The 23,459-nt window shown below is 64.0% G+C and carries 17 protein-coding genes and 1 tRNA gene; 8 read left to right on the forward strand and 10 right to left on the reverse strand.

Features of this window, described 5'->3' with window-relative positions:
- Positions 1–248 precede the first annotated feature (248 nt).
- Both P0D71_RS18115 and P0D71_RS18120 read right to left on the reverse strand, forming a co-directional pair.
- Positions 249–323, reverse strand: a tRNA-Arg gene (locus P0D71_RS18115).
- A 249-nt stretch (positions 324–572) separates the two neighbouring features.
- A complete protein-coding gene (locus P0D71_RS18120) occupies positions 573–764 on the reverse strand; it encodes a rubredoxin (RefSeq protein WP_007175738.1) in 192 nt (63 codons plus the stop codon).
- A gap of 351 nt (positions 765–1,115) precedes the next feature.
- On the opposite strand from P0D71_RS18120, the gene P0D71_RS18125 reads away from it, so the two are divergent.
- Both P0D71_RS18125 and P0D71_RS18130 read left to right on the forward strand, forming a co-directional pair.
- Positions 1,116–1,517 (forward strand): DUF4399 domain-containing protein, encoded by a 402-nt coding sequence (locus P0D71_RS18125; RefSeq protein WP_091796180.1) that lies wholly within the window; start codon positions 1,116–1,118, stop codon positions 1,515–1,517.
- A gap of 192 nt (positions 1,518–1,709) precedes the next feature.
- Entirely contained in the window at positions 1,710–3,647 is a 1,938-nt protein-coding gene (locus P0D71_RS18130) for an ATP-binding cassette domain-containing protein (RefSeq protein ID WP_408481377.1), read from the forward strand.
- Between the two features lie 55 nt (positions 3,648–3,702).
- On the opposite strand, the gene P0D71_RS18135 is transcribed toward P0D71_RS18130, so the two are convergent.
- Positions 3,703–3,939 carry a hypothetical protein gene (locus P0D71_RS18135; RefSeq protein ID WP_143048318.1) on the reverse strand — a complete coding sequence of 79 codons (237 nt, stop codon included), beginning with the start codon at positions 3,937–3,939 and terminating at the stop codon, positions 3,703–3,705.
- A gap of 54 nt (positions 3,940–3,993) precedes the next feature.
- Between P0D71_RS18135 and P0D71_RS18140 the strand changes: the two genes are divergently transcribed.
- The 3 genes from P0D71_RS18140 (at position 3,994) to P0D71_RS18150 (ending at position 9,182) form a co-directional block, all read left to right on the forward strand.
- The gene (locus P0D71_RS18140) at positions 3,994–5,979 is read left to right on the forward strand and encodes a DNA topoisomerase IV subunit B (RefSeq protein ID WP_408481378.1); all 1,986 of its coding nucleotides are present in this window, start codon (positions 3,994–3,996) and stop codon (positions 5,977–5,979) included.
- A 64-nt stretch (positions 5,980–6,043) separates the two neighbouring features.
- Positions 6,044–8,368 carry a DNA topoisomerase IV subunit A gene (gene parC / locus P0D71_RS18145; protein ID WP_091796174.1) on the forward strand — a complete coding sequence of 775 codons (2,325 nt, stop codon included), beginning with the start codon at positions 6,044–6,046 and terminating at the stop codon, positions 8,366–8,368.
- A 355-nt stretch (positions 8,369–8,723) separates the two neighbouring features.
- Complete coding sequence (locus tag P0D71_RS18150) at positions 8,724–9,182, forward strand: CopD family protein (protein WP_012432243.1); 459 nt, start codon at positions 8,724–8,726, stop codon at positions 9,180–9,182.
- A 94-nt stretch (positions 9,183–9,276) separates the two neighbouring features.
- On the opposite strand, the gene P0D71_RS18155 is transcribed toward P0D71_RS18150, so the two are convergent.
- The 6 genes from P0D71_RS18155 to P0D71_RS18180 all read right to left on the reverse strand — a co-directional run bounded on the left by P0D71_RS18155 (position 9,277) and on the right by P0D71_RS18180 (position 17,162).
- Positions 9,277–10,485, reverse strand: a complete 1,209-nt coding sequence (locus P0D71_RS18155; RefSeq protein WP_408183311.1) for a chromate transporter — start codon at positions 10,483–10,485, stop codon at positions 9,277–9,279.
- A 159-nt stretch (positions 10,486–10,644) separates the two neighbouring features.
- Positions 10,645–13,005: a bifunctional diguanylate cyclase/phosphodiesterase gene (locus tag P0D71_RS18160; RefSeq protein WP_408481379.1), complete on the reverse strand. Its 2,361-nt coding sequence runs from the start codon at positions 13,003–13,005 to the stop codon at positions 10,645–10,647.
- Positions 13,006–13,540: 535 nt separating this feature from the next.
- On the reverse strand, positions 13,541–14,458 hold the full coding sequence (locus P0D71_RS18165; protein WP_408481381.1) for a PhzF family phenazine biosynthesis protein: 918 nt from the start codon (positions 14,456–14,458) through the stop codon (positions 13,541–13,543).
- Between the two features lie 201 nt (positions 14,459–14,659).
- Entirely contained in the window at positions 14,660–15,124 is a 465-nt protein-coding gene (locus tag P0D71_RS18170) for a RidA family protein (protein ID WP_091796166.1), read from the reverse strand.
- Between the two features lie 67 nt (positions 15,125–15,191).
- Positions 15,192–16,388 carry an aminotransferase-like domain-containing protein gene (locus P0D71_RS18175; RefSeq protein ID WP_408297173.1) on the reverse strand — a complete coding sequence of 399 codons (1,197 nt, stop codon included), beginning with the start codon at positions 16,386–16,388 and terminating at the stop codon, positions 15,192–15,194.
- A gap of 72 nt (positions 16,389–16,460) precedes the next feature.
- Positions 16,461–17,162, reverse strand: a complete 702-nt coding sequence (locus P0D71_RS18180; RefSeq protein ID WP_408183320.1) for a VOC family protein — start codon at positions 17,160–17,162, stop codon at positions 16,461–16,463.
- Between the two features lie 274 nt (positions 17,163–17,436).
- Between P0D71_RS18180 and P0D71_RS18185 the strand changes: the two genes are divergently transcribed.
- Both P0D71_RS18185 and htpG read left to right on the forward strand, forming a co-directional pair.
- Entirely contained in the window at positions 17,437–18,891 is a 1,455-nt protein-coding gene (locus P0D71_RS18185) for an aminotransferase-like domain-containing protein (protein WP_408183322.1), read from the forward strand.
- 164 nt (positions 18,892–19,055) lie between these two features.
- Positions 19,056–20,960, forward strand: a complete 1,905-nt coding sequence (gene htpG, locus P0D71_RS18190) for a molecular chaperone HtpG (protein WP_408481383.1) — start codon at positions 19,056–19,058, stop codon at positions 20,958–20,960.
- A gap of 124 nt (positions 20,961–21,084) precedes the next feature.
- Here htpG and P0D71_RS18195 read toward each other — a convergent pair whose 3' ends face one another.
- Complete coding sequence (locus P0D71_RS18195) at positions 21,085–21,354, reverse strand: hypothetical protein (RefSeq protein ID WP_408183325.1); 270 nt, start codon at positions 21,352–21,354, stop codon at positions 21,085–21,087.
- 273 nt (positions 21,355–21,627) lie between these two features.
- On the opposite strand from P0D71_RS18195, the gene P0D71_RS18200 reads away from it, so the two are divergent.
- Positions 21,628–23,436 (forward strand): tetratricopeptide repeat protein, encoded by a 1,809-nt coding sequence (locus tag P0D71_RS18200; RefSeq protein ID WP_408481385.1) that lies wholly within the window; start codon positions 21,628–21,630, stop codon positions 23,434–23,436.
- The last annotated feature ends 23 nt before the right edge of the window (positions 23,437–23,459 follow it).

Here is a 23,459-nt window from a genome sequence, read left to right on the forward strand (position 1 = left end):
TCCCTACAATCAATGCGTGTTGTATCGACGCGAATATTTAGCGCGCCTTGCGTTTTATTGGCAAAGCGGTGTTGTTGCCGTACCTGGTCTTGGCCAGCGATACGGATAGAGACGGTCATGACGCTGTTGAGACGAAAGGCGGTCATGGCAGGGACACCCGTTGGTACGTTCTGGGTGCGCCACGGATACCAATGATGCCTTGTGAGGCTTGCTGGGCAAGGGTTTCGGCCGAATTGCCGCCGAGTTCCTGGTCCCCCTGACAGGAATCGAACCTGTATCTAGCGCTTAGGAGGCACTTGTTCTATCCATTGAACTACAGGGAGAGGACCAAACCGGAATGATCACCGCAATCCCGCTACCGGACAAGGTCCGCGAGGATCGGACGAGTTCAGGTTCGCCAGCGAGCGCAGAGTATATCAAACCCGTCCGGGAGCGAGGAGAGCAGGAACAGCGCTACGGCGCCGTCCCATAAAGCAAGCGGCCCAGCAGGTTTAACCTGCTGGGCCGCGCGAACCGCCGGCTTCCTTGCGCAGCGAACTACCGCCGCGCGCGAACAATCCGGTCAACCCGCTTCAGAACTCCACCACCGCGAACTCGGCCTTGCCCACGTCGCACAGCGGGCAGCGCCAGTCTTCGGGAATCGCGGCGAAGCGCGTGCCCGGCGCAATACCTTCTTCGGGCAAGCCTTCTTCCTCGTTGTAGATCCAGCCGCAAATGAGGCAGACCCAGCTCTTATATTCAGTCACTTCAATTACTTCGCTCACGACGTACTCTTTTCCAATTCAATGCAATGATCCACGCAGTCTGCCCCTTTTTTGGGCATGGTGGCGACCCGCAATATTACCGGAATTTGTCAATCCGGCAGAAAACTAGCGATGCGGCAGCGCCGCAAAGCGCTCGACAATGCCCGGGACAACCCGGACCCCGTAGGGTGAACCGCGGGACGAACCGCGTCACACACTCCGTGTATGCTCTGATCCGCAGATAGTCTTTTAGACCGGCGCGCCGGGGTGCCCGGCATGAATTGCGACGATCGGCCTCAGGTTACTGAGCGTGCCGTCGTCGCCGACATGGCCCGCGCACGACTCTCGTTTCCCAAAAAAGGAGAAAAAACGATGCTTAAAAACACATGGTTGGCTGGTGCGGTATTGGCCGGATTGCTCGCCGTATCCGGCGTGGCGCAGGCCGCAAGCGTGTCGTTCGTCCAACCGGCGGACGGCGCGACGGTCAGTAATCCCGTCCACGTGGTGTTCGGTGTCGACGGCATGAAGATCGCGCCGGCCGGCACGATGACGGAAGGCACGGGGCACCATCATCTGCTGGTGGACGGCAAGCCGCTGCCCAAGGGCGAGGTCATCCCGGCAAACGACAAGTCGCTGCACTTCGGCAAGGGCCAGACCGAGACCGATCTGACGCTGCCGCCAGGCGACCACACGTTGACGCTGCAATTTGGCGACGGCGCGCATCGTTCGTATGGTCCGGAATTGAGCAAGACCATCACCGTGCACGTGAAATAAGACGCCGCACGAGACGGCCGGGCGCGCGCCAACGCGCTCCGGCCATGCCAGCCGGCTTCTTCGCCCTATGCAGCGGGCTTTTCGCGTCTGGCAAGCCGGCGATTCGGCCTATCTCTTCCGGCAGACAGGCAGCCGCCCGCGCGCCCGGTACAATGGGCAGTTCCGACTCATCGCTGTCTTCTCCAATTCTCCATGTCGCTTTACACCATTACCGGAGCCCAACTGGCCTTCGGTCACGTCGCGTTGCTCGATCACGCGGATTTCTCTCTCGAAGCGGGCGAGCGCGTCGGGCTGATCGGCCGCAACGGCGCGGGCAAGTCGTCGCTGCTGAAGATCGTCGCCGATCTGACCAAGCCTGACGACGGGCTCGTCACGCGCCAGCAGAATCTGACCACGGTTTATGTGCCGCAGGAGCCGGAGTTCGACACGGACGACACGGTATTCGACGCGGTCGCCGCCGGCCTCACGCACGCTCGCGCGCTGCTGGACGAATACGACGCGGTCGCCAATCAGCTCGCCGACGAGCCGGAAGGCGCCGAGCACGACGCGCTCATGGCGCGCATGAACACGCTGCAGTCGTCGCTGGACCATTCGGACGCATGGAACTGGAGCACGCGGGTTTCGACCACGTTGCAGCAGATCGGCCTGAACGGCGAGGCGCGGGTGGGTTCGCTGTCGGGCGGCATGCAAAAGCGCGTCGCGCTGGCGCGCGCGCTGGTCGTGCAGCCCGACGTGCTGCTGCTCGACGAGCCGACCAACCACCTTGATTTCGACGGCATCCGCTGGCTCGAAGACCTGCTGGTCTCGCTGCGCGCGGGCCTGCTCTTCATTACCCACGACCGCGCGTTTCTCGACCGCGTCGCCACGCGCATCGTCGAGCTGGATCGCGGGCGTTTGCTGTCGTATCCGGGCAATTTCAGCGCTTACCAGACGAGGAAGGCGCAGCAGCTCGAAGTCGAACAGGTGGAAGCGGCCAAGTTCGACAAGCTGCTCGCGCAGGAAGAGGTGTGGATTCGCAAGGGCGTCGAAGCGCGCCGCACGCGCAGCGTCGGCCGGATCGCGCGGCTCGTGGAAATGCGCAACCAGCGCGCGGAACGCCGCAACGTGCAGGGCAACGTCAAGCTCGACGTCGGCCAGGGCGAGAAGTCTGGCAAGATCGTCGCCGAGTTGACCGACGTGACCAAACGCTATGGTTCGCGCACGGTGGTCGACAACTTCACCGCCACGGTCATGCGCGGCGACAAGATCGGTTTTGTCGGCCCGAACGGCGCGGGCAAGACCACGCTGCTCAAGATAATCCTCGGTGAACTGGCTCCGGACGAAGGCACGGTGCGCATCGGCACGAATCTGCAGGTTGCGTATTTCGACCAGATGCGCGCGCAGCTCGATCTGGAAAAGAGCCTCGCCGATACCATCAGCCCGGGCAGCGAGTGGGTCGAAGTCAACGGCCAGAAGAAGCACGTCATGAGCTATCTGGGCGACTTCCTGTTCGCGCCGGAGCGCGCGCGTTCGCCGGTCAAGTCGCTGTCGGGCGGCGAGCGTAATCGCCTGCTGCTCGCGCGTCTGTTCGCGCGCCCGGCCAACGTGCTGGTGCTGGACGAACCGACCAACGACCTCGATATTCCCACGCTCGAACTGCTCGAAGAACTGCTCACGGAATACGACGGCACGGTGCTGCTCGTCAGCCACGATCGCGCATTCCTCGACAACGTCGCGACCTCGGTGATCGCCTCGGAAGGCGGCGGCAAGTGGCGCGAGTACGTCGGCGGCTTTACCGACTGGCAGATCCAGCGCGATCGCTCGCAGCAGATGGCGCTGGAAGCGCAGAAAGAAGCCGGCAAGGAAGCGGGTAAAGACGCGGCGCCGGCCAAAGACAGTTCCGCGGGCCGCAATACGCAACGTGCCGCGAAGCTGTCGTTCAAGGAGCAGCGCGAACTGGAGGCGCTGCCGCAGAAGATCGCCGCGCTTGAAGCGGAGCAGAAAGCGATCGGCGCGCAACTCGAAGACGGTTCCGTATTCGCCAAAGATGCGCAGGAAGGCACGCGCCTGACCGAACGCTACGCCGCGATCGACGAAGAACTGCTGATCGCGCTCGAGCGCTGGGACGAGCTGGAGAACCGGCGCAAGTGACGTGTGGGGGCGAGGCGGGACTGCGCGGCGTCACCGCCGCCCCTTATCCAGACGGCTATTCCCGCGTGTCGCGAATTGCCGCCCGGATCGAAATCAGTAAAATACCCCGCGAACAGGCTTCCCCGGCGTTCGCCCCCGCGTCGACGTTGCCCGGCCTGAGGGCCGGCTTCGAGCGGCCGTCGAGCGCGTCAACCGGAAGCCAGGCGACAAAACAGCTTGCCCGCACCACGGGCACCCCACCTAACCCCATTGTTTCGTTTCGCTTTTTTTGAAAACTCAACGCATTGTCCACGGACCTGTCCACAGCTCCTGTGGACAACGATGAACCGACGCATCCGAGTCAACCATGTCTACGAAAAAGCCAAACGCCGCGTATAGCGAAGCGTCGATCAAGGTGTTGAAGGGTCTGGAGCCGGTCAAGCAACGGCCCGGCATGTACACCCGCACCGAGAATCCGCTGCACATCATCCAGGAAGTTATCGACAACGCGTCGGACGAGGCCCTCGGCGGCTACGGCCGGCAAATCACGGTCACGCTGCACGCCGACCATTCGGTCTCGGTCGAAGACGACGGCCGCGGCATTCCATTCGGCCTGCATCCGGAAGAAGGCGTGCCGGTCGTCGAAATCGTGTTCACGCGCCTGCATGCGGGCGGCAAGTTCGACAAGGCCGCCGGCGGCGCGTACACGTTCTCGGGCGGCTTGCACGGCGTCGGCGTGTCCGTCACCAATGCGCTGTCCACGCGCCTCGACGTGACCGTTTGGCGCGAGGGCAAGATTGCCGAACTGAGTTTCGCCAATGGCGACGTCGCCAAGGAGCTCGAAGTGCGCCCCGCGGTGAAGGGCGACAAGAAATCCGGCACGCGCGTCACCGCGTGGGCCAATCCGAAGTACTTCGATTCGCCGAACCTGCCGCTCGGAGAATTGCAGCGTCTGCTGCGCTCGAAAGCGGTGCTGTTGCCGGGCGTGGAAGTCACGCTGATCAACGAGAAAACCGGCGAACAGCAAAGCTGGAAATACGAAGACGGTCTGCGCGGCTATCTGCTCGAAGGCATGAACGGCAGCGATCTGCTGATTCCGCTGTTCGAGGGCGAACGTTATGTCGAAAACTCGCGCGCGAGCGAGGAGACTTTCGCGGAAGGCGAGGGCGCCTCGTGGGTCGTCGCGTGGAGCGAAGAAGGCCCGCTCATGCGCGAGTCGTACGTCAACCTGATTCCGACGCCCGCGGGCGGCACGCATGAATCCGGCTTGCGCGACGGTCTGTTCCAGGCGGTGAAGAGCTTCGTCGAGCTGCATAACCTGCAGCCGAAGGGCGTCAAACTGCTCGCTGAAGACGTGTTCGCGCGCGTGTCGTTCGTGCTGTCGGCGAAGGTGCTCGATCCGCAATTCCAAGGGCAGATCAAGGAGCGCCTGAATAGCCGCGACGCGGTCAAGCTGGTGTCGTCGTTCGCGCGGCCGGCGCTGGAGTTGTGGCTGAACCAGCACGTCGAGCACGGCAAGAAACTCGCGGACCTCGTCATCAAGCAGGCGCAGGCGCGCACGCGTGCCGGGCAGAAGGTCGAGAAGCGCAAGAGCTCGGGCGTCGCCGTGTTGCCGGGCAAGCTGACCGATTGCGAATCGACGGAAATCGGCCGCAACGAACTGTTTCTCGTCGAAGGCGACTCGGCGGGCGGTTCCGCGAAGATGGGCCGCGACAAGGAATATCAGGCCATCCTGCCGCTGCGCGGCAAGGTGCTGAATACGTGGGAAACCGAGCGCGACCGGCTGTTCGCCAATAACGAAGTGCACGACATTTCGGTGGCGATCGGCGTCGATCCGCATAGCCCGGACGACAAGGTCGATCTGTCGAATCTGCGCTACGGCAAGATCTGCATTCTGTCGGACGCTGACGTCGACGGTTCGCACATTCAGGTGCTGCTGCTCACGCTGTTCTTCAAGCATTTCCCGCAGCTGATCGAGCGTGGTCACGTGTGCGTGGCGCGCCCGCCGCTGTTCCGGGTCGACGCTCCCGCGCGCGGCAAGAAGCCCGCGCAAAAGCTGTATGCGCTCGACGAAGGCGAACTCGAAGCGATTCTCGACAAGCTGCGCAAGGACGGCGTGCGCGACACGCAGTGGTCGATCAGCCGCTTCAAGGGTCTCGGTGAAATGAGCGCGGAGCAGTTGTGGGACACCACCATGAACCCCGACACCCGCCGTCTGACGCCCGTGGCGCTCGGCGAACTCGACTACGACGCCACGGTCGCGCGCATGACCATGTTGATGGGCAAGGGCGAAGCGGCGTCGCGGCGCAGCTGGCTGGAAGAAAAGGGCAACGAAGTGGAAGCGGATATCTGAGCGCTTTTTAAAGTGCACTCACTCCGCACCAAAACTTCACGCCAAACACGGATACGGAATCTAGATGGACGACGATAACACTCTCGACCTTTTCACCGAGCCGCCGCCCCCGGAAGGCGACTTTCTCACGCTCGGCAATTACGCGGAACGCGCGTACCTCGACTATGCGGTGAGCGTGGTCAAGGGCCGCGCGCTGCCGGATGTGTGCGACGGGCAAAAGCCGGTTCAGCGCCGCATCCTGTTCGCGATGAACGACATGGGCCTCTCCGACAACGCGAAGCCGGTCAAGTCGGCGCGCGTGGTTGGCGACGTGCTCGGCAAGTATCACCCGCACGGCGACCAGTCCGCGTACGACGCGCTGGTGCGCCTCGCGCAAGACTTCTCGATGCGCTATCCGCTGATCGACGGTCAGGGCAATTTCGGTTCGCGCGACGGCGACGGCGCGGCGGCCATGCGGTACACCGAAGCGCGCCTCACGCCGATCTCGAAACTGCTGCTCGATGAGATCAATCAGGGCACGGTCGATTTCATGCCTAACTACGACGGCTCGTCCGAGGAGCCGAGGCTGTTGCCGGCCCGCTTGCCGTTCGTGTTGCTGAACGGCGCGTCGGGCATCGCGGTGGGTTTGGCCACGGAAATTCCGTCGCACAATCTGCGCGAGGTGGCGGCTGCAACGGTTGCGATGATCCGCAATCCGAAGATTTCGCACGCGGAATTGATGCAGCACATCGCCGGGCCGGACTTCCCGGGCGGCGGTCAGATCATTTCGAGCGACACCGAAATTTCCGCCGCGTACGAAAGCGGCCGCGGCAGCCTGAAGGTGCGGGCGCGCTGGAAGATCGAAGAACTCGCGCGCGGCCAGTGGCAACTGGTGATCACCGAATTGCCACCGAATACCGCGGCGCAGAAAGTGCTCGAAGAAATCGAAGAGCAGACCAACCCGAAGATCAAGCTCGGCAAGAAGGCGCTCACCCCCGAACAGCTGCAAACCAAGCAGACCATGCTGGCGCTGCTCGATGCCGTGCGTGACGAGTCCGGCCGGGACGCACCCGTGCGCCTCGTGTTCGAACCGAAGTCGAGCCGCATCGACCAGACGGATTTCGTCAACACGCTGCTCGCGCATACGAGCCTCGAATCGAACGCTTCGCTCAATATGGTCATGGTCGGCGGCGACGGCCGGCCGCGTCAGAAGGGCTTGAGCGAAATCCTGCATGAGTGGATCGCGTTCCGTTTCGCTACGGTGACGCGCCGCACGCGTCATCGTTTGACGAAGGTCGACGACCGGATTCACATCCTCGAAGGCCGGATGATCGTCTTTTTGAATATCGACGAAGTCATCCGCATCATTCGCGAGTCGGACGAGCCGAAGGTCGCGTTGATGGCCGCGTTCGGCTTGTCCGATCGCCAGGCCGAAGACATTCTTGAAATCCGCCTGCGTCAGTTGGCACGGCTCGAGAAGATCAAGATCGAGAAGGAGCTGGCAGAACTGCGCGACGAGAAGGCCAAGCTGGAAGAACTGCTCGGCAGCGAATCGGCAATGAAGCGCCTGCTCATCAAGGAAATCGAGGGCGACGCCAAGCAATACGGCGACGAGCGCCGCACGCTCATCCAGCAGGAAAAGCGCGCAACGTTCGAAGCACGCGTGGTCGACGAACCGGTCACGGTGGTGGTGTCGCAGAAGGGCTGGGTGCGCGCGCTGAAGGGTCACGGGCTCGACGCGGCGGGCTTTACCTTCAAGGCCGGCGACGGGCTGTACGCGGCCTTCCAGTGCCGCACGCCGGACACGCTGGTCGCGTGGGGCAGCAACGGCCGCGTCTATTCGGTTGCGGTCGCCACGTTGCCGGGCGGCCGTGGTGACGGCGTGCCGGTCACTTCGCTGATCGAACTGGAGTCGGGCAGCCATCTGATGCATTACTACGCGGCGTCCGCGGATCAGGCGTTGCTGCTCGCTTCGAGCAACGGCTTCGGCTTCATCGCCAAGGTCGGCGACATGGTGAGCCGCGTGAAGGCCGGCAAGTCGTTCATGACGATCGACGCGGGCGCCGCACCGCTCGCGCCGATGCCGATGCTGCCGGATGCGACGCACATTGCGTGTCTTTCCTCGGGCGGGCGCCTGCTGGTGTTCGGCCTTGACGAGATGAAGACGCTCTCCGGCGGCGGTCGCGGCGTCACCTTGATGGCGCTCGACGACAATGAAACGCTCGCGCAGGCGCTCGCCATCAACAACGCGGGTGTCGTGTTGATCGGCACGCGCCGTGGCGGCCGCGTGGATGAAGAAAAGGTGAGCGGCGCGGCGCTCGCGCCGCATATCGGCAAGCGGGCGCGCAAGGGCCGCACGCCCGAGAGCAAGATGAAGCTCGAAGGCATGCGTCCGGTGCTGGCCGTTTAACAAAGCTTGACGAAGGAACACGGCGAGCGTCTGCTAGCATGCGAGGCGCTTGTCGTGCGCAGTATCAAATCGGGGCGCAGCCTGGCCGTTGCGGTGGGCATGCTGCGATAACAACTACAACACGACGTGAAAGCCACGAGTGCAACGGAACTGCGTGCGGACTGCGTGGTCGAATGGGCTCTCAAGAAAACGCCGGGTCGTCGCGCGTTTTCCGCCCCGTAGAAAGTCCCCTTGGGGGATTGCCTTCGCCCGGGGGCCTGGCGCGAGGCGCCGGGTTTGAGCGCATTTCATTCAATAGCCGCTGCTAATAGCACTCTGCACAAGCGGTGTGGCGTCGTCGGGAGAGGAAAACAACATGAACAAGGCTATCGAACTCGCGCTCTTTCTACATCTGCTCGCGGTTGCGGTGTGGGTAGGTGGAATGGTGTTCGCCCATTTCTGTCTGCGTCCGGCGATTGCCGATCTCTCGCCTCAATTACGCTTGCCTCTGTGGGAGTCGGTGTTCGGCCGCTTCTTCAATTGGGTCGCCGCGTCAGTGCTGGTGATTCTCCTCACCGGCGGATTTCTGCTCATGCAATTCGGCGGCGGCCATGCCACCTGGCCGCTGCATGCCATGGCCGGTCTCGGCATCGTGATGATGCTGATCTTTGGGCACATCCGGTTTGCCGTGTTCCCGCGCATCCGTCGCGCGGTGCAGGCGCAAAAATGGCCGGATGGCGCGCGGGCAGTCGGCACGATCCGTCGTCTGGTGCTGATCAATATCGTGCTCGGCGTGGTGACGATCGGCGTTGCGGTGCTCTCGCGCGGCTTCTGAACCCGCTACGCTAATTGAAATCCGCTAGGCGCGCAGCGACACCGCCGCGCGGCTAGCGGGCACCAAGCGCGGCCTTCTCCACGCACGCCGCCGCCTATATCAGCTCGCCATACGCGAGCCACAACCCGCACACCGCCGCCACCGTCCCGTACACCACGTACACCGGCACCTTCAGCTTCGCGAAGCACATGCCGGAGAACAGCGCGGTCATCAGATAAACCGGGCTGAACGGCACATGCCCGGCAATGCGAAGCACGGCCACAGCGAGAAACGCGGTAGTGACCGCGCGCAGCATCCGCATGCCGTGCTCGAATCGCGGATTGGCCTTCAACTGATGCAGATGCCGTTGCGCAAGCACGACGAGGCAACCCGACGGCACGAATAGCGCGAGCGTGGCAATCAGCGCACCCACCCAGCCATCCACCAGATAGCCGAAGAACGGCACCACGTTCAGCAGCGGCCCGGGCGATAACGGCGACAACGAGAACGCCAGTGTGAAGTCGTTATCGGATACGCCGATCGCCGGCGTGACGAACAGCGTCTTGAGCACCGGCAACGCCGAGAAGCCACCGCCGAACAGGGTCATGCCGGCGCCGGCGAGCCGCGGCCACAACAGCGCCAGATCATAGCGATGGGGCAGCGGCAGCGCGAACAGCACGAGGAATCCGCACAGGGCGGTCAGCATCTGCCAGTCGCCACGCGCCAACGAGACGACAAGAGGCGCGTTGCGAACCGGGCTCACCAGCCAGCCGGTGCCGAAGGCCGCGCCCAGCATGAGGACATACGCCGCCGGACTGTGCGCATAGAAGAGCGCGACGCAACCGAGCACCGTCGCGAGCCATTCGAGCTTGCCGCGCACCAGCGCGCGCGTCTGCTTGTACCAGGTGATCGCGATCAGCGTGGCCAGCACGACGCTGAAGTGATTGAGCAAGGTTTGCGAGGCGGCGGCGCGCACGAGCGGCGTGCGGTAGAAGATCGCGAACAGCGTCATCAGCATGAAGAAGGGCAGCACGCTGGCAATGCCCGCGATCCACGCGCCGGCGCGTCCGCGCAGCGCATGCCCCAATTGCACGGCGACATTGCAGCCCACCGGGCCGGGCACCATCCAGGCGAGCGCGATCAGATCGGAGAAGGCGACGCGCGAGAGGCGGCCTTTGCGCTCGACGTAATGGTTTTCGAGTTGCGCCATGAGGGCGAGGCCGCCCCATGACAACGCCGACAGGCCGAACACGACCCGGAACAGCGTCCATAGCGGTTCCCGTTCCCCTCGTCTGGCAGCATCCTGGCTCGTGGTCGTCTGCATGGCGCCGCAAGCGCCCGGCACGCGGGCGCCGTCCTGTGAGATATTCTTGGTGATTCGACGCGGCCGGCAGCGGCATCGCGCTGTGACCAGTACAGCGAGAATGTAGCGGGTTTGCGGCGTCGCGGGTAGATCATCCGCGACCCGTGCGGCCCGTGGCGTTCAGGTGCCAGTGCTGGACACGCTGGTGGTGCTGTCGGCTTCGTTCCCGGCGCGCCGGGCCGGCACGGTTAACCCGCAGACGCCGAAGCGCTCGAGCAGCGCCGGAATCGCGTCCACCGGCACGGGACGCGAGAACAGGAAGCCCTGCGCCTCGATATGGCCGAGCGCGGCGAGCCAGGCAATCTGCTCTTCGGTCTCCGTACCTTCGACCACCACCGTGAGCCCGAGCGAGCGCGCCAGGTTGACGATCGCGGTGACCATCACGCAGACGCTGCGGTCGCCTGGAATTGCCTGGATGAACGAACGGTCCACTTTCAGCGTGTCCACCGAAAAACGGTTCAGGTACGACAGCGACGAGTAGCCGGTGCCGAAATCGTCGAGCGCGATGTGTACGCCGAGGCGCTTCAACGCGAAGATCTTCTCCGAGACGAGCTCCGGATATTCCATCATCGCCGTTTCGGTGATTTCAAGTTCGAGGCGGCGCGCGGAAATGCCGCTTTCTTCGATGGCGTGCGAGATGGTCTCGTACAGGTCGCCGCGCCAGAATTGCACCGCCGAAATGTTCACCGCGAGCGACAGCGTGTCGTAGCCCTGTTGCTGCCACAGCGCCAGTTGACGGCAGGCGGTTTCGATCACGAAGTCGCCGATCGGCACGATGAGGCCGGTCGATTCGGCAACCGGAATGAACTCGTTGGCCGGAATCAAGCCGTGCTGCGGATGGTTCCAGCGCACCAGCGCCTCGAAGCCGGTGATGCAGCGGCGCGTCAGATCGATCTTCGGCTGATAGGCGAGGAACAGTTGCCCTTCAGCGAGCGCCACGCGCAATTGCTGCTCCCACTTCATCAGATGATCGGCGCGATGCGACAGTTGCGGTGAGTAGAACTGATAGCAGTTCTTGCCCGCGTCTTTCGCGCTGTACATGGCGAGGTCCGCTTTTTTCAGCAGGTCGATCTCGCTTTCGTTGGCCACCGAGTAGAGCGCGATGCCGATGCTCGCATGCAGCACGAACGAACTGCCGCGAACTTCGAACGGTTTGTCGAACGCTTCGGCAGCGGCTTCGGCCAGCTTGACGGCGCGCTTCTCGACGTCCTCGCCCTTGATCACGACGACGAACTCGTCGCCGCCGATGCGGCTCAACGCGCCGCCGTCGGCCACCGCGGCGGCGAGCCGCGAGGCTGTCATTTGCAGCACGATGTCGCCGGCGTTGTGGCCGAGCGTGTCGTTGACGGTCTTGAAGTTGTCGAGGTCGATAAAGAGAATCGCGAGGTGGCCGAGATTGGCCGGCTGCGCGACGTCGTGCCGCAGGCTTTGCAGCGTCGCGTAGCGATTGCGCAAGCCGGTGAGCAGATCGTATTCGACGAGGTGAGTCATCTCGCGCTCGCGGCCGAGCAGCTTGCCGATCAGGCCCGTGGCCACGGCAAAGAAGCTCAGCATGGCGAGCGAGATGAAGCCCGCCATCAGCAGATAGACGTTGCGCGTGTGGTTGTAGTCGGCGAATTCTTCCGCTTGCGACAAGCCCACCAGTACACCGAGCGGATAGCCGTCGATATGCCGGTACGACACGATGCGCGTGACGTTGTCGATCGAATCGACGTAGGTGCCCGACACATGCTCCGAGGTCGGATAGGAGCCGCTTGCGGAGAAGGCGCCGCTCGCGGTGTCGGCGGTGCCGGTGCGACGCGCGAGCACGGCGCCGTTGTCGGAGATCACCGCGATCACGCCTTCACGGCCAATCGCCGCGTTGTTATAAAAATCGCTTGTGAAATAGCTGGGGTCTTCGGAGACCACCACGACGCCCGCGAACGAGCCGTCCGGATGATTCAAACGCCGTGTCATCTGCAAAGTCCAGTGGCCGGACACACGGCCGAGCACGGGCTTGCTGATATACAACTGGTCGTCGTTCTCGTGTTCGTGGACCTTGAAGTGTTCGCGGTCGGACAGGTCGATGCGCTTGGGATTGAGTTCGGCCGTGTTGGCGATCAGCGTGCCGTGCTCGTCGATCAACGAAACTTGCACGAGCGTTTCGCTTTGCACGACGCCTTTTTCCACCGTGCTCGCGAGATCGAAATGATTCGGCGTTTTCTCGAACTCGAACTTGACGAAGCGGGTGATCTGGTCGACCTGGTGAATCGCCTTGACCGTGTGCTGTTCCAGTGCTGCGGAGAGAATCGCAGCAGAGGCCATGGCTTCACGATAAGTGGCTTCCTTCTCGACCGACAGGCGCGCGAAGATCACCGTCCAAAGCAGGATCAGGACCAATATGCCGAGCGCGGGAATGGCGAGAAACGCGCGACGGCGCGACACCGCGGGGTCGCGGCGGGATTTGGCTTCGCGCTGGTCTGAGAAGCGGGACTGGCTCATCGGGCGGCCCGTGCCTGGGTGCCGGCCGGTAACAAACGCGCGAGAATTGACTGCGCTAGATTCATGGGTGGCTGCATGGTGACCAAGGTGCCGGGACTGCTGCGCAGAAGAAAGGAGCGTGGCGCCGTGCCTGACCATCCGCGGGTCATCGGGTACGTTTCGATATTACTTAATGCCACTGGATTAAGGAAGGGTCCGGGCATCGGGTATACGCGGGCGCGGCAAGCCGCCCCATGGGGCGAATCTGGCAGCCGGCCTGGCTCGCCTCGAAGGCGCGGTGTGGCGGTCGTATTCGAGTATCTCATCGGCAATCGGCGCTCCGGCGCTTCGGTGCTTCGGTGCTTCGGTGCTTCGGTGCTTCGGTGCTTCGGTGCTTCGGCATTCAGGTGTGCCAGGCCTTTCCCCATGCACCGTGCATTCGATCGCGCACACGATGTGGCATTCTGTGGTCGAGCGTGGCAAGGCGGGACGAACCCCGGCCTCGTTACGGTCGCGAGCCGGTGTCCACGTTCGCGCTACGCAAGTAGCGCGCCGGTCAGGGCAGGCGGAAGGTACCGTCGACGATCGTCACCGACGAACCGCCAACCCATGTCTTGCCGCGTTGCCGAAGGGGGCTTCCCTCGGGGCGTGCATCGTCGTAGTGCACGCACACCTGGCCGGCACGGCCTAGCGCGGTGCCTTGACGCACCGAATAATGCGCGCCGGGGCGCAACTGCTGGGCGCTCAGGAGGCCTGCGAGCGCCGCATTGGCGCTGCCGGTCACAGGGTCTTCACCCAGGCCGAAGCTGCCTCCGGACATCAGGCAGCGCACCTCGAAGGTGGCCGGGCCATCGGCCTCGTGCGGGCCATAGACGGCGAGCCCGTGGGTATTCACGGAACGCACGATCTCGGCGAGTGCGGCGGCATCGGGTTCCAGCGCGAGGCACTCGCGCGCCGAATTGACGCGCACCACGAGCCACGGCGCACCGTTGTCGACCGCGCAGGGTGCCGCGCTGAAATCGATCGCATCGCTACGCAAAGCCGCAGACAGCGCCGCGTAGCGATCCTTAGCAAGCGGCGTGACGCGCGCGGGCGGCGCAGCGAAGGCCCAGGCGCCGAGCGGCTCGGACAGCGCCTCCAGTTCGACGAGCCCTACGCCACACTGCTGCACGAGCTTGCCGGCCTGCTCCGGCTGATAGCCGCTTTCGAGCAACGCGTGCGCGGTGCCGAGCGTCGGATGACCGGCGAACGGCAATTCGCCATGCGTGGTGAAGATGCGCACACGATAGTCGGCGGCCGGGTCGGTGGGCTTCAACAGGAACGTTGTTTCCGACAGATTGGTCCAGTGGGCGATGGCCTGCATCTGATTCGCGTCGAGTGTGTCGGCGTCGAACACGACGGCAAGCGGATTGCCTTTGAATGGCACCGACGTGAATACGTCGACCTGTTTGAAACGGACAGTGTGAGCGGGCATGGGGCGCGGTCCGGCGAATCAAACGAATGAATAGGGTTGGCGGATTCTATCCGCTGACGGCGGAACGATCTACCTCACCACAAATGCAAAACGCGCCGCGGGTGGCTGACACCTCGCGACGCGTTTCGTTGCGCACTGCGCCGGGCGAACCGGCTGCCGTTGCGGGCCGCTCCTGCCATGCGGCTCGCGGGTTCGAGCGGGTTACTCCACTTCGGCGATCAGCTCGATCTCGACGCACGCGCCGAGCGGGATCTGCGCGACGCCGAATGCCGAGCGCGCATGCTTGCCACGTTCGCCGAACACATCGGCGATCAGTTCGGACGCGCCGTTGGTGACCAGATGCTGTTCGGTGAATTCGAGCGTCGAGTTGACGAGACTCATCAGCTTGACGATGCGCGTGACGCGGTTCAGGTCGCCCACATGCGCGTGCAGCGTGGCGAGCAGGTCGATGGCGATGGAGCGCGCGGCGGCCTTGCCTTCCTCGGTGGTGAGGGTGGCGCCGAGCTTGCCGACCCAGACCTTGCCGTCCTTCTTGGCGATATGCCCGGACAGATACACCGTGTTTCCGCTTTGCGCGCTCATCACATAGGCGGCTGCCGGCGCGCCTGCGCTCGGCAATTCGATGCCCAGTTGCTCGAGCTTGTCGTACACATTCGTTTGAGCCATGTTGTGTCCTTGATCAGTAGTGAAGTTCGGTTGACGCGAGGCGGGCGAAGACCGCGCTAAAAAACGCTCAGATCTTCGCGCGAATCAGCGCGGCGAGACGCGACACGCCTTCGTCGATCTTGGCCGGCGGCACCGTGACGAACGACAGACGCAGCGTGTTGTGTTGCGCCTCGTTCGCGAAGAAGGGGCCGCCCGGCACGAACGCGACGTTCTGCGCGACCGCTTCTTCGAGCAGCTTCATGCTGTCGATCTGCGCGGGCAGATTCACCCACACGAACATGCCGCCTTCCGGGCGGTTCCAGCTGACACCTTCCGGCATGTAGCGTTCGAGCGAGGCGAGCATCGCCGCGCATTGATCGCGATACAGCTCGCGAATGGTCGGCACGTGCGTGTCGAGAAAGCCGTCCTTGATCACTTCGTACACGATGCGCTGGGTGAAGCTCGGTGTGTGCAGGTCGGTGGCTTGCTTGGCTTGCACGAGTTTGAAGATCAGCTCTTCGGGCGCGATGATGTAGCCGACCCGCAGACCCGGCGCCAGCACCTTCGAGAACGAACCGAGGTGGACGATATGGTCCGGCGCCATCGACAGCATGGTGGGCAGCGGTTCGCCCGCGTAGTCGAGCGCGCCGTACGGATCGTCTTCAATGACCGGGAACGGCGCGGTCTTCGCGAACTCGGCGAGCGCGCGGCGGCGTTCGACCGGCAGGCGGCGGCCCGTCGGATTCTGGAAATTGGGCTGGGCGTACAACAGGCGCGCGCCGGCGGTCAGTTCGGGCGTGAGCGCTTCGGGGATGAGGCCCTGGTCGTCGGTCGGCACTTGCACGTAACGCGGCTCGTACATCGAGAACGATTGCAGCGCGCCGAGGTAGGTCGGCGTTTCCACGAGTACCGGGCTGTCCGGGCACACCAGCACTTTGCCGAGCAGGTCCAACGCCTGCTGGGAGCCGGTGGTGATCAGCACCTGGCTCGGGCGAATCTGTGCGCCGTTGACCGAATAGCGCTTCGCGATCCATTCGCGCAGCGGCAGGAAGCCTTCAGTCGCGCTGTATTGCAGCGCCGCGGCCGGCTCGTCGCGCAGAATGCGGTCGGCTGCCGCGCGCATGCGTTCGGCCGGGAAGGTGGCCGGCGAGGGCAAGCCACCCGCGAACGAAATGACTTCAGGCCGCTCCGTGACCTTCAGAATCTCGCGGATCGCCGAGCTCGTGAGCTTGCGTGCGCGTTCGGACAATTGCCACGTGGGGGCTTTCAAGTCGCTTTGGTCCATGGTCTCCTCTGCTGGTACTGGAACCGGTCAAAACTTCGATTATCGCGCGAGTCGGCGACCCGCGCGCGCTGCTTATTTAAGGGTCCGTAGACCGTCGGGTGTTTCAAACTCGGCGACGAGCGCCGGCGCGCCTTCCGTGGACTGCAACTCGATCAGGTGCGCCGCACCCAGCCACCGCAGTTGCGCCGCCACCGTCTCGGCTTGCGGATGCACGCCCTTCAGGGACTTCAGCGAAATGCCCGTTTCCGGCAGCACCGCCGACGGATGCCGCACCGTGTCCCACTGAATCAGCGAGGGCAGCACACCGTCGCCGACGCCTTGCCAGGCGGGGAATGCGCCGTCGTCGGGCACGGTCAGGCCCCAGGTGAAATCGCCGCGCGTCATCGGAATCACCGGAGCAATGCGCTGCGGATACTGCGCTTGCCACGTCGGGAGGTGTTTCGGCCGCTCGACCCGGGCGACCCAGTGCGACAGATACGGCCCGTTTTCGAGCCGCGCGTGCGTGGCCGGGTCGTCGAGGGCGAACAGGCGGGCGCGCGGCGCGTCGCCGCCTGCAGGCCCATTGTTCGGTGACGCGGCCAGCGGATCGATCGCGATCACTTCCAGATACACGCCGCCCCACAGGTTCAGCAGGCGGTTGTGCGTGCGCATCAACGGATGCGCGCCGCCGCCGGCCGGGGCGACGCCAAGCGTGTCGGCGACGTACTGCGTGCCCTCGTCGAGGGTGCGGGCGGAAATCACGAGGTGATCGAGGCGGAGCGGGTGAGCAGTCATGACGGATCGAGGAAACGGTTTCTGCGGTAAACCGGTACGTGCCGGGTGTGGCGGCAGCGTTGCCGGGGCCGTAAGCATAACCGTTTGCCGGATCGGCGGGCCATGCGGATGGCGTTTCGGCAGGGTTTTGCCGGATCACGCGAGGATCCCGGGATGGCTCTCTAAGCGCCGCCGGACTGCGTCCCATCCTTTGCTTATCTCAAATGTAGCGGCGCCCACCGGCACAGTAACGGTACAATCGATTCGATACTGTTCGGTACAGTTGGAGCCCGTTATGTCCGTCCCGCTTGCCCAGATTCCCGCCCCGCACGACACCGCGTCGCTGACGCTGGTGGAGCAGCTCGTCCAATGGGCGCGCCGTCGTATCGAGGAACGCGTGTTCCGCCCCGGTATGCGCATGCCGTCGATCCGCAAGCTCGCGCTCGACAAGGGCGTGTCGCGTTTCACCGTGGTCGAGGCGTACGAACGGCTGGTGGCGCAGGGTTTTCTGGAGTCGCGGCGCGGTTCCGGATTCTATGTGCGCGAGCGGCTGGCCGCGGCGGCCTCCGCCGAGATTCATCGGCTCGCCGAGGCGGCCCCCGCGCCCGCCACCATCGACGTGGTCTGGCTGCTGCGCAACATGCTGCACACGGGCGCACGTCCGGAGCGCAGTCCCGGCCTCGGTTATCTGCCGGCGCGCTGGCTCGACGGCGATCTGATCACCAACGCGCTGCGCACTCTGGGCCGGCAAAGCGGCGCGCAAATGCTCGGTATCGGTACGCCGCAGGGCTTCCTGCCGCTGCGTCAGCAGTTGCAGACGCGGCTGGAAGAGTTGGAGATCGGCGCTTCGCCGGATCAGATCGTGATGGTGTCCGGCATCACCCAGGCCATCGACCTGATCTCGCGCATCTACGTGAAACCCGGCGATGCGGTGATCGTCGGCGATCCGGCGTGGTTCCAGATGTTCGGGCGCTTCGCCTCGCAGGGCGCGCGGCTGGTCGGCATGCCGTACACGCCGGACGGCCCCGATCTCGATGCGCTCGAGTCGCTCGTGCAGACCTGGCGGCCGAAAATGCTGGTGATCAATTCGGTGCTGCAGAACCCCACCGGCACGTCGCTCACGGCGGCCCAGGCGTTCCGTATTCTGCGTCTTGCCGAAGCGTACGACTTCATCGTCGTCGAGGACGATATTTACGGCGATCTGTGTCCGCCGAGCTATCCCGGCACGCGGCTCGCTAGCCTCGACCAGTTGAAGCGCGTGATCTACCTCGGCAGTTTCTCGAAAACGCTTGCACCGAATCTGCGGGTCGGCTTCATTGCCTGCGCGCCCGAGGTGGCAATCGCGGTCAGCGACCAGAAGATGCTGGTCGGCATGACGAGCCCGGAACTGAACGAGCGTGTCCTGTACAAGATCCTGACCGAGGGCCACTACCGGCGGCATGTCGAGCGCCTGCGCGTGCGGCTCGACGGCGTGCGCGAGAAGTCCGTGCGGATGCTGGAGAAGACCGGGCTGAAGCTGTTCCTGACGCCGATGGCCGGCATGTTCCTGTGGGCCGACACAGGCGTCGATGCCGACGCGCTGGCGGCCGCCGGCCACGAAGCCGGCTTTCTGCTCACGCCCGGCAGCCTGTTCTCGCCGCAGCAGTCGCCGACCACCTGGATGCGCTTCAATATCGCCAACTGCGGCGACCCGGAGCTGGCGACGTTTCTGTGCCGCTATCTCGACAGCGTGGCGCGGCGCGCCTCTTGAAACCGCGCCGGCTCGCCCCCAATTAGGCGGACGATCCGGCGTACCGCGGCTCGCGGCTCCGGTGGCCGGCCCACCGGCGGCCGGCGGCACGCCGGCGGGCAGCCCGCAACGAACGGCGCCGCGCCCGACTTGAACCCCATTCGCAACAGAGAGGAAGTCCGACCATGGCACAAGAAACCATGAGCTTTCAGGCAGAAGTGAAACAGCTTCTGCACCTGATGATCCATTCGCTGTACAGCAACAAGGAAATCTTTCTGCGCGAGCTGATTTCGAACGCGTCCGACGCGGCCGACAAGCTGCGCTTCGAAGCAATCGAAAACAGCGCGTTGTACGAGAACGATCCGAATCTGCGGATTCGCGTGTCGTACGACAAGGCCGCACGCACCATCACGCTCGACGACAACGGCATTGGCATGAGCCGCGACGAAGCGATCGCCAACCTCGGCACGATCGCGCGCTCGGGCACCAAGGAATTCTTCGGCAAGCTCTCCGGCGACCAGCAGAAAGACGCTGCGCTGATCGGCCAGTTCGGCGTGGGCTTCTATTCGGGCTTTATCGTCGCGGACAAGATCACGGTCGAAACGCGCCGCGCCGGTTTGCCGGCCTCGGAAGGCGTGCGCTGGGAAAGCGCGGGCGAGGGCGATTTCGCGGTCGAGCAGATCGAGCGCGCCGCGCGCGGCACGACCATCACGCTGCATCTGCGTGCCGATGAAGACGAACTGCTGTCGTCGCATCGTCTGAAATCGATCATCCAGAAGTATTCGGACCACGTCGCGTTGCCGATCCTCATGCAGAAGGAAGAGTGGGACGCGGAAAAGAGCCAGATGGTCACGAAGGACGAAGACGAGACCGTCAATCAGGCCAGCGCACTGTGGACGCGTGCGAAGAACGAGATCACCGACGAGCAGTACAAGCAGTTCTATCAGCACCTTTCGCATGACCATCAGGATCCGCTCACGTGGACGCATAACCGCGTCGAAGGCCGCAGCGAGTACACGCAATTGCTGTATGTGCCGACCCACGCGCCGTTCGACATGTTCAACCGCGATTATCGCGGCGGCCTCAAGCTGTACGTGAAGCGCGTGTTTATCATGGACGACGCCGAGCAACTGCTGCCGGCCTATCTGCGGTTCGTGAAGGGCGTGGTCGATTCGGCGGATCTGCCTCTGAACGTGTCGCGCGAAATTCTGCAGGAAAGCCGCGACGTGAAGGCGATCCGCGAAGGCGTGACCAAGCGCGCGCTGTCCATGCTCGAAGAGTTGGCTAATTCGGATAACGAGGCGGACAAGGAAAAGTACGCCGGATTCTGGAAGGAATTCGGCCAGGTGCTGAAGGAAGGCATTGGCGAAGACTTCGCCAATCGCGAGCGGATCGCGAAGCTCGTGCGCTTTGCGTCGACGCATACGGACACGCCGGAGCAGACCGTGTCGCTCGCCGACTACGTCGCGCGCATGAAGCCCGAGCAGACCAAGATCTACTACGTCACCGCCGACACCTGGCAAGCCGCGACCCACAGCCCGCACCTCGAAGTGTTCCGCAAGAAGGGCGTGGAAGTGCTGCTGCTGACCGATCGCGTGGATGAGTGGATCCTGTCGTTCCTGAACGAGTTCGAAGGCAAGCCGCTGCAAAGCGTGGCGCGTGGCGACCTCGACCTGGGCGCGTTGAACGACGAAGAAAAAGAGGCGCAGGAAAAGGTTGGCGAAGAGTTCAAGCCGCTCGTCGAGAAGATGAAGGAAGCGCTGAAGGACAAGGCCAAGGACGTGCGCCTCACGTTCCGCCTGACCGATTCGCCGTCTTGCCTCGTTGCCGACGACGGCGAAATGAGCGGCTATCTGCAACGCATGCTGAAGGCCGCGGGCCAGCAAGCGCCGTCGTTCCATCCGATTCTCGAAGTGAATCCGGAACACGCGCTGGTGAAGGGGCTGCATGCGGACAGCGCGAATTTCGGCGACTGGTGCCATCTGCTGTTCGATCAGGCCTTGCTCGCCGAAGGCGGCGCGCTGGAAGACCCGGCGAGCTTCGTGAAACGCACCAATGCGCTGCTGCTGGCGCGCGCGAGCCAGGCGTAAGACGAGCCTGATTCCGCGGCGTTGCAATAACGCTTGTGGTTGAAAAATGCGCTGCCTCGGCAGCGCATTTTTTTTATCCGGCGCGGCAACCTCAGGGCCGCTTCGGTGCTCTCAAGCCAGGGGCTTAACGCGCGGGAACCGCGGCCTCCACATGGCGTACTTGCGAGAGCACGCAGCCGGCCAATTCCTTTGCCTCGTGACACGCGGCATGATCGGCCAGCACTTTCGCCGCGAGACTGCCGATCGCCTTGCTGGTCTGTTTCGACGTGTGATGCTGCGCCAGTGCCGATCCCGCCAGTTCCTTTTCCAGTTGTGCGACACCCGCGCGCCGCAATACGACAGCGGCCAGATGAGCGATGCGGTCGGACGTTTCCTTCGATTTCGCAGTGTTCAAGTGTTGCTCCAAGTTGTGATGGGTTGATCTGATCGGCCGGTGGGGCTACGCCCGGGCATCGGTCTAAATTAATTATGGTTAACTAACTAAACAGAAGCAATGGCATTAAATTGAGATTGGTTTGTGAGATGCCAATGCTCGGCTTTATCTTATGATCGCGCGATTTTTATTCGGAGGCTTAAAGGATTATTTGGCGATCTTTAAGCGCCGCTAGCACTAGATCTTATTTTTGCGACTACGCACTCGCCCGCGACAACCACGCTCCTCATTCCCATGCCCGATTCCGCCTTGGCCGTCCCTCTCGATTCCGTTCATCTCCTGTGGTCGATCCTGCGCGAGCAAGGTTTCGATGCCGCCGCGCGGCGCGCGGCCGAATTAGCCGCGGCAGGCGTCACGCCGCAATTGCATGCGGACCTGTGCGCGAGCGTGGCGCATTTCGAAGCGGCGTATCACAGCGCGTCGCAGGCGCAAGCGTGCGCGAACGGGGCGCGCCATGCCCGGCTCGCGCTGTTTGCCGACGCGCTCGGTCAGGCCGAGGCGGCGCAGCGTCACAGCGAGTTGGCGGTGGCCGCACAGTCGCTCGAGGCGACGCTCGACTGGGTGGCCTGGCTGATCGATGACTGCGGCGCGCCGTCGGCGGCTGTACCCATGCTGCGTGTCTATGAGCGTCGAGCGCCGCGGGACGCGCGCGCGCCGTGGTGTTTGTCGATCGCTTTGGCCGCACTGCCCGGGGCGGACGCGCGAGCCGAGCGTCGCGCGGCGCTGCTGCGGGCCTATGCGCTCGACCCCGCGATCGATCCGGCGTTGCCGTTGCAACTCGCGTTGGCGTTTCGCGAGATTCGCGACTGGCCGTTGGTCGAGCGCGTCTGCCGCGAGAGTCTTGCGCATCATCCCGGCGATGCGGAAATGGCGTGGCAACTCAGTCACGCTCAATGGCAGTGCGACGACCCGGCAGCGTCGGAGGCCACCATGCGCGCCATGGACGCCGCCGCGCCTGGCAATGCGGACGTGCTGGCGGCAATCGGCATGTATCTCGGCGAGCAGGCGCGCTATGAGGAGAGCGAAGCGGCGCTGCATGCCGCGCTCGCGCTCGATCCGTCGGGGGTGCAGGCCGCGGTCGATCTCGCCGATCTCGAACTGCGGCGCGGCGCCTGGTCGAGCGCGTGGCCGCGTTTCGAGGCGCGTCTTGCGCGCGAAGACCGCGAACGGAACAACGTCGTCAGCCTGATGGCGCGCTTGTGCCCGCGCTGGCGTGGTGAAGCGCTCGGCGGCAAGACGCTGGTGGTCCACAGCGAGCAGGGCAGCGGCGACGACATCCAGATGGTCCGCTTCATTCCGTTCATGGCCGCTCGCGTTCGCGACGAAGGCGGCCGGCTGGTGCTCGCCGTGCGTCGTGCGTTGCAACCGCTGTTTGCGCGTTTCTACGCCGATTGCGTGTCGATCGAAGACGGACCGCTCGGCTCGCCAGACTACGCGTTGCCGATGATGAGCCTGCCGCTCGTGCTTGGTCTCCATCCGGAGCAGATCCGCGGCACGCCGTACCTGCGGGCCGATGCAGCGAAGGTGACGGCGTGGCGCGAACGGGTCGGCGCACGCGCGCCCGAGGCGGAGTGGCAAATCGGCCTCGTCTGGTCGGGGAGCCCGACGCATCGGCGCGACGCCAAACGGTCGATCCCGCTTGCGGCATTGGCACCGCTGCTGGCGCTGCCCGATGTCGTATTCCATCCGCTCACGCCCGCACGCCATGCCGATGTGACGGCGCTCGCCGCGCAGGGTTATCACCTGTGCGACCTGACCGATGGCTACGAGCACGGTTTTGATGACGTGGCCGCTCATCTTGCCGCGCTGGACGCGCTGGTAACGATCGACAGCGCGCCATTGCATCTCGGCGGCGCATTAGGGCATCGCGTAGTGGCGATGCTGGATCACGTCTCGCACTGGTCGTGGGGCACGCAGGAGTCGCAGTTCTGGTACGACTCCGTCGATCTGTTCCGGCAGCCGCAGCCTGCACAGTGGGCGCCGGTGGTCGAGCGGGTGGCGGCGCATCTTGCGGCCATGATGTCACAGGACCAGAAAGCCTGAGCGGCGCAGACCATTGCAGATAA

It is taken from the genome of Paraburkholderia sp. RL17-383-BIF-A, assembly GCF_046028015.1.
Lineage (GTDB): Bacteria > Pseudomonadota > Gammaproteobacteria > Burkholderiales > Burkholderiaceae > Paraburkholderia.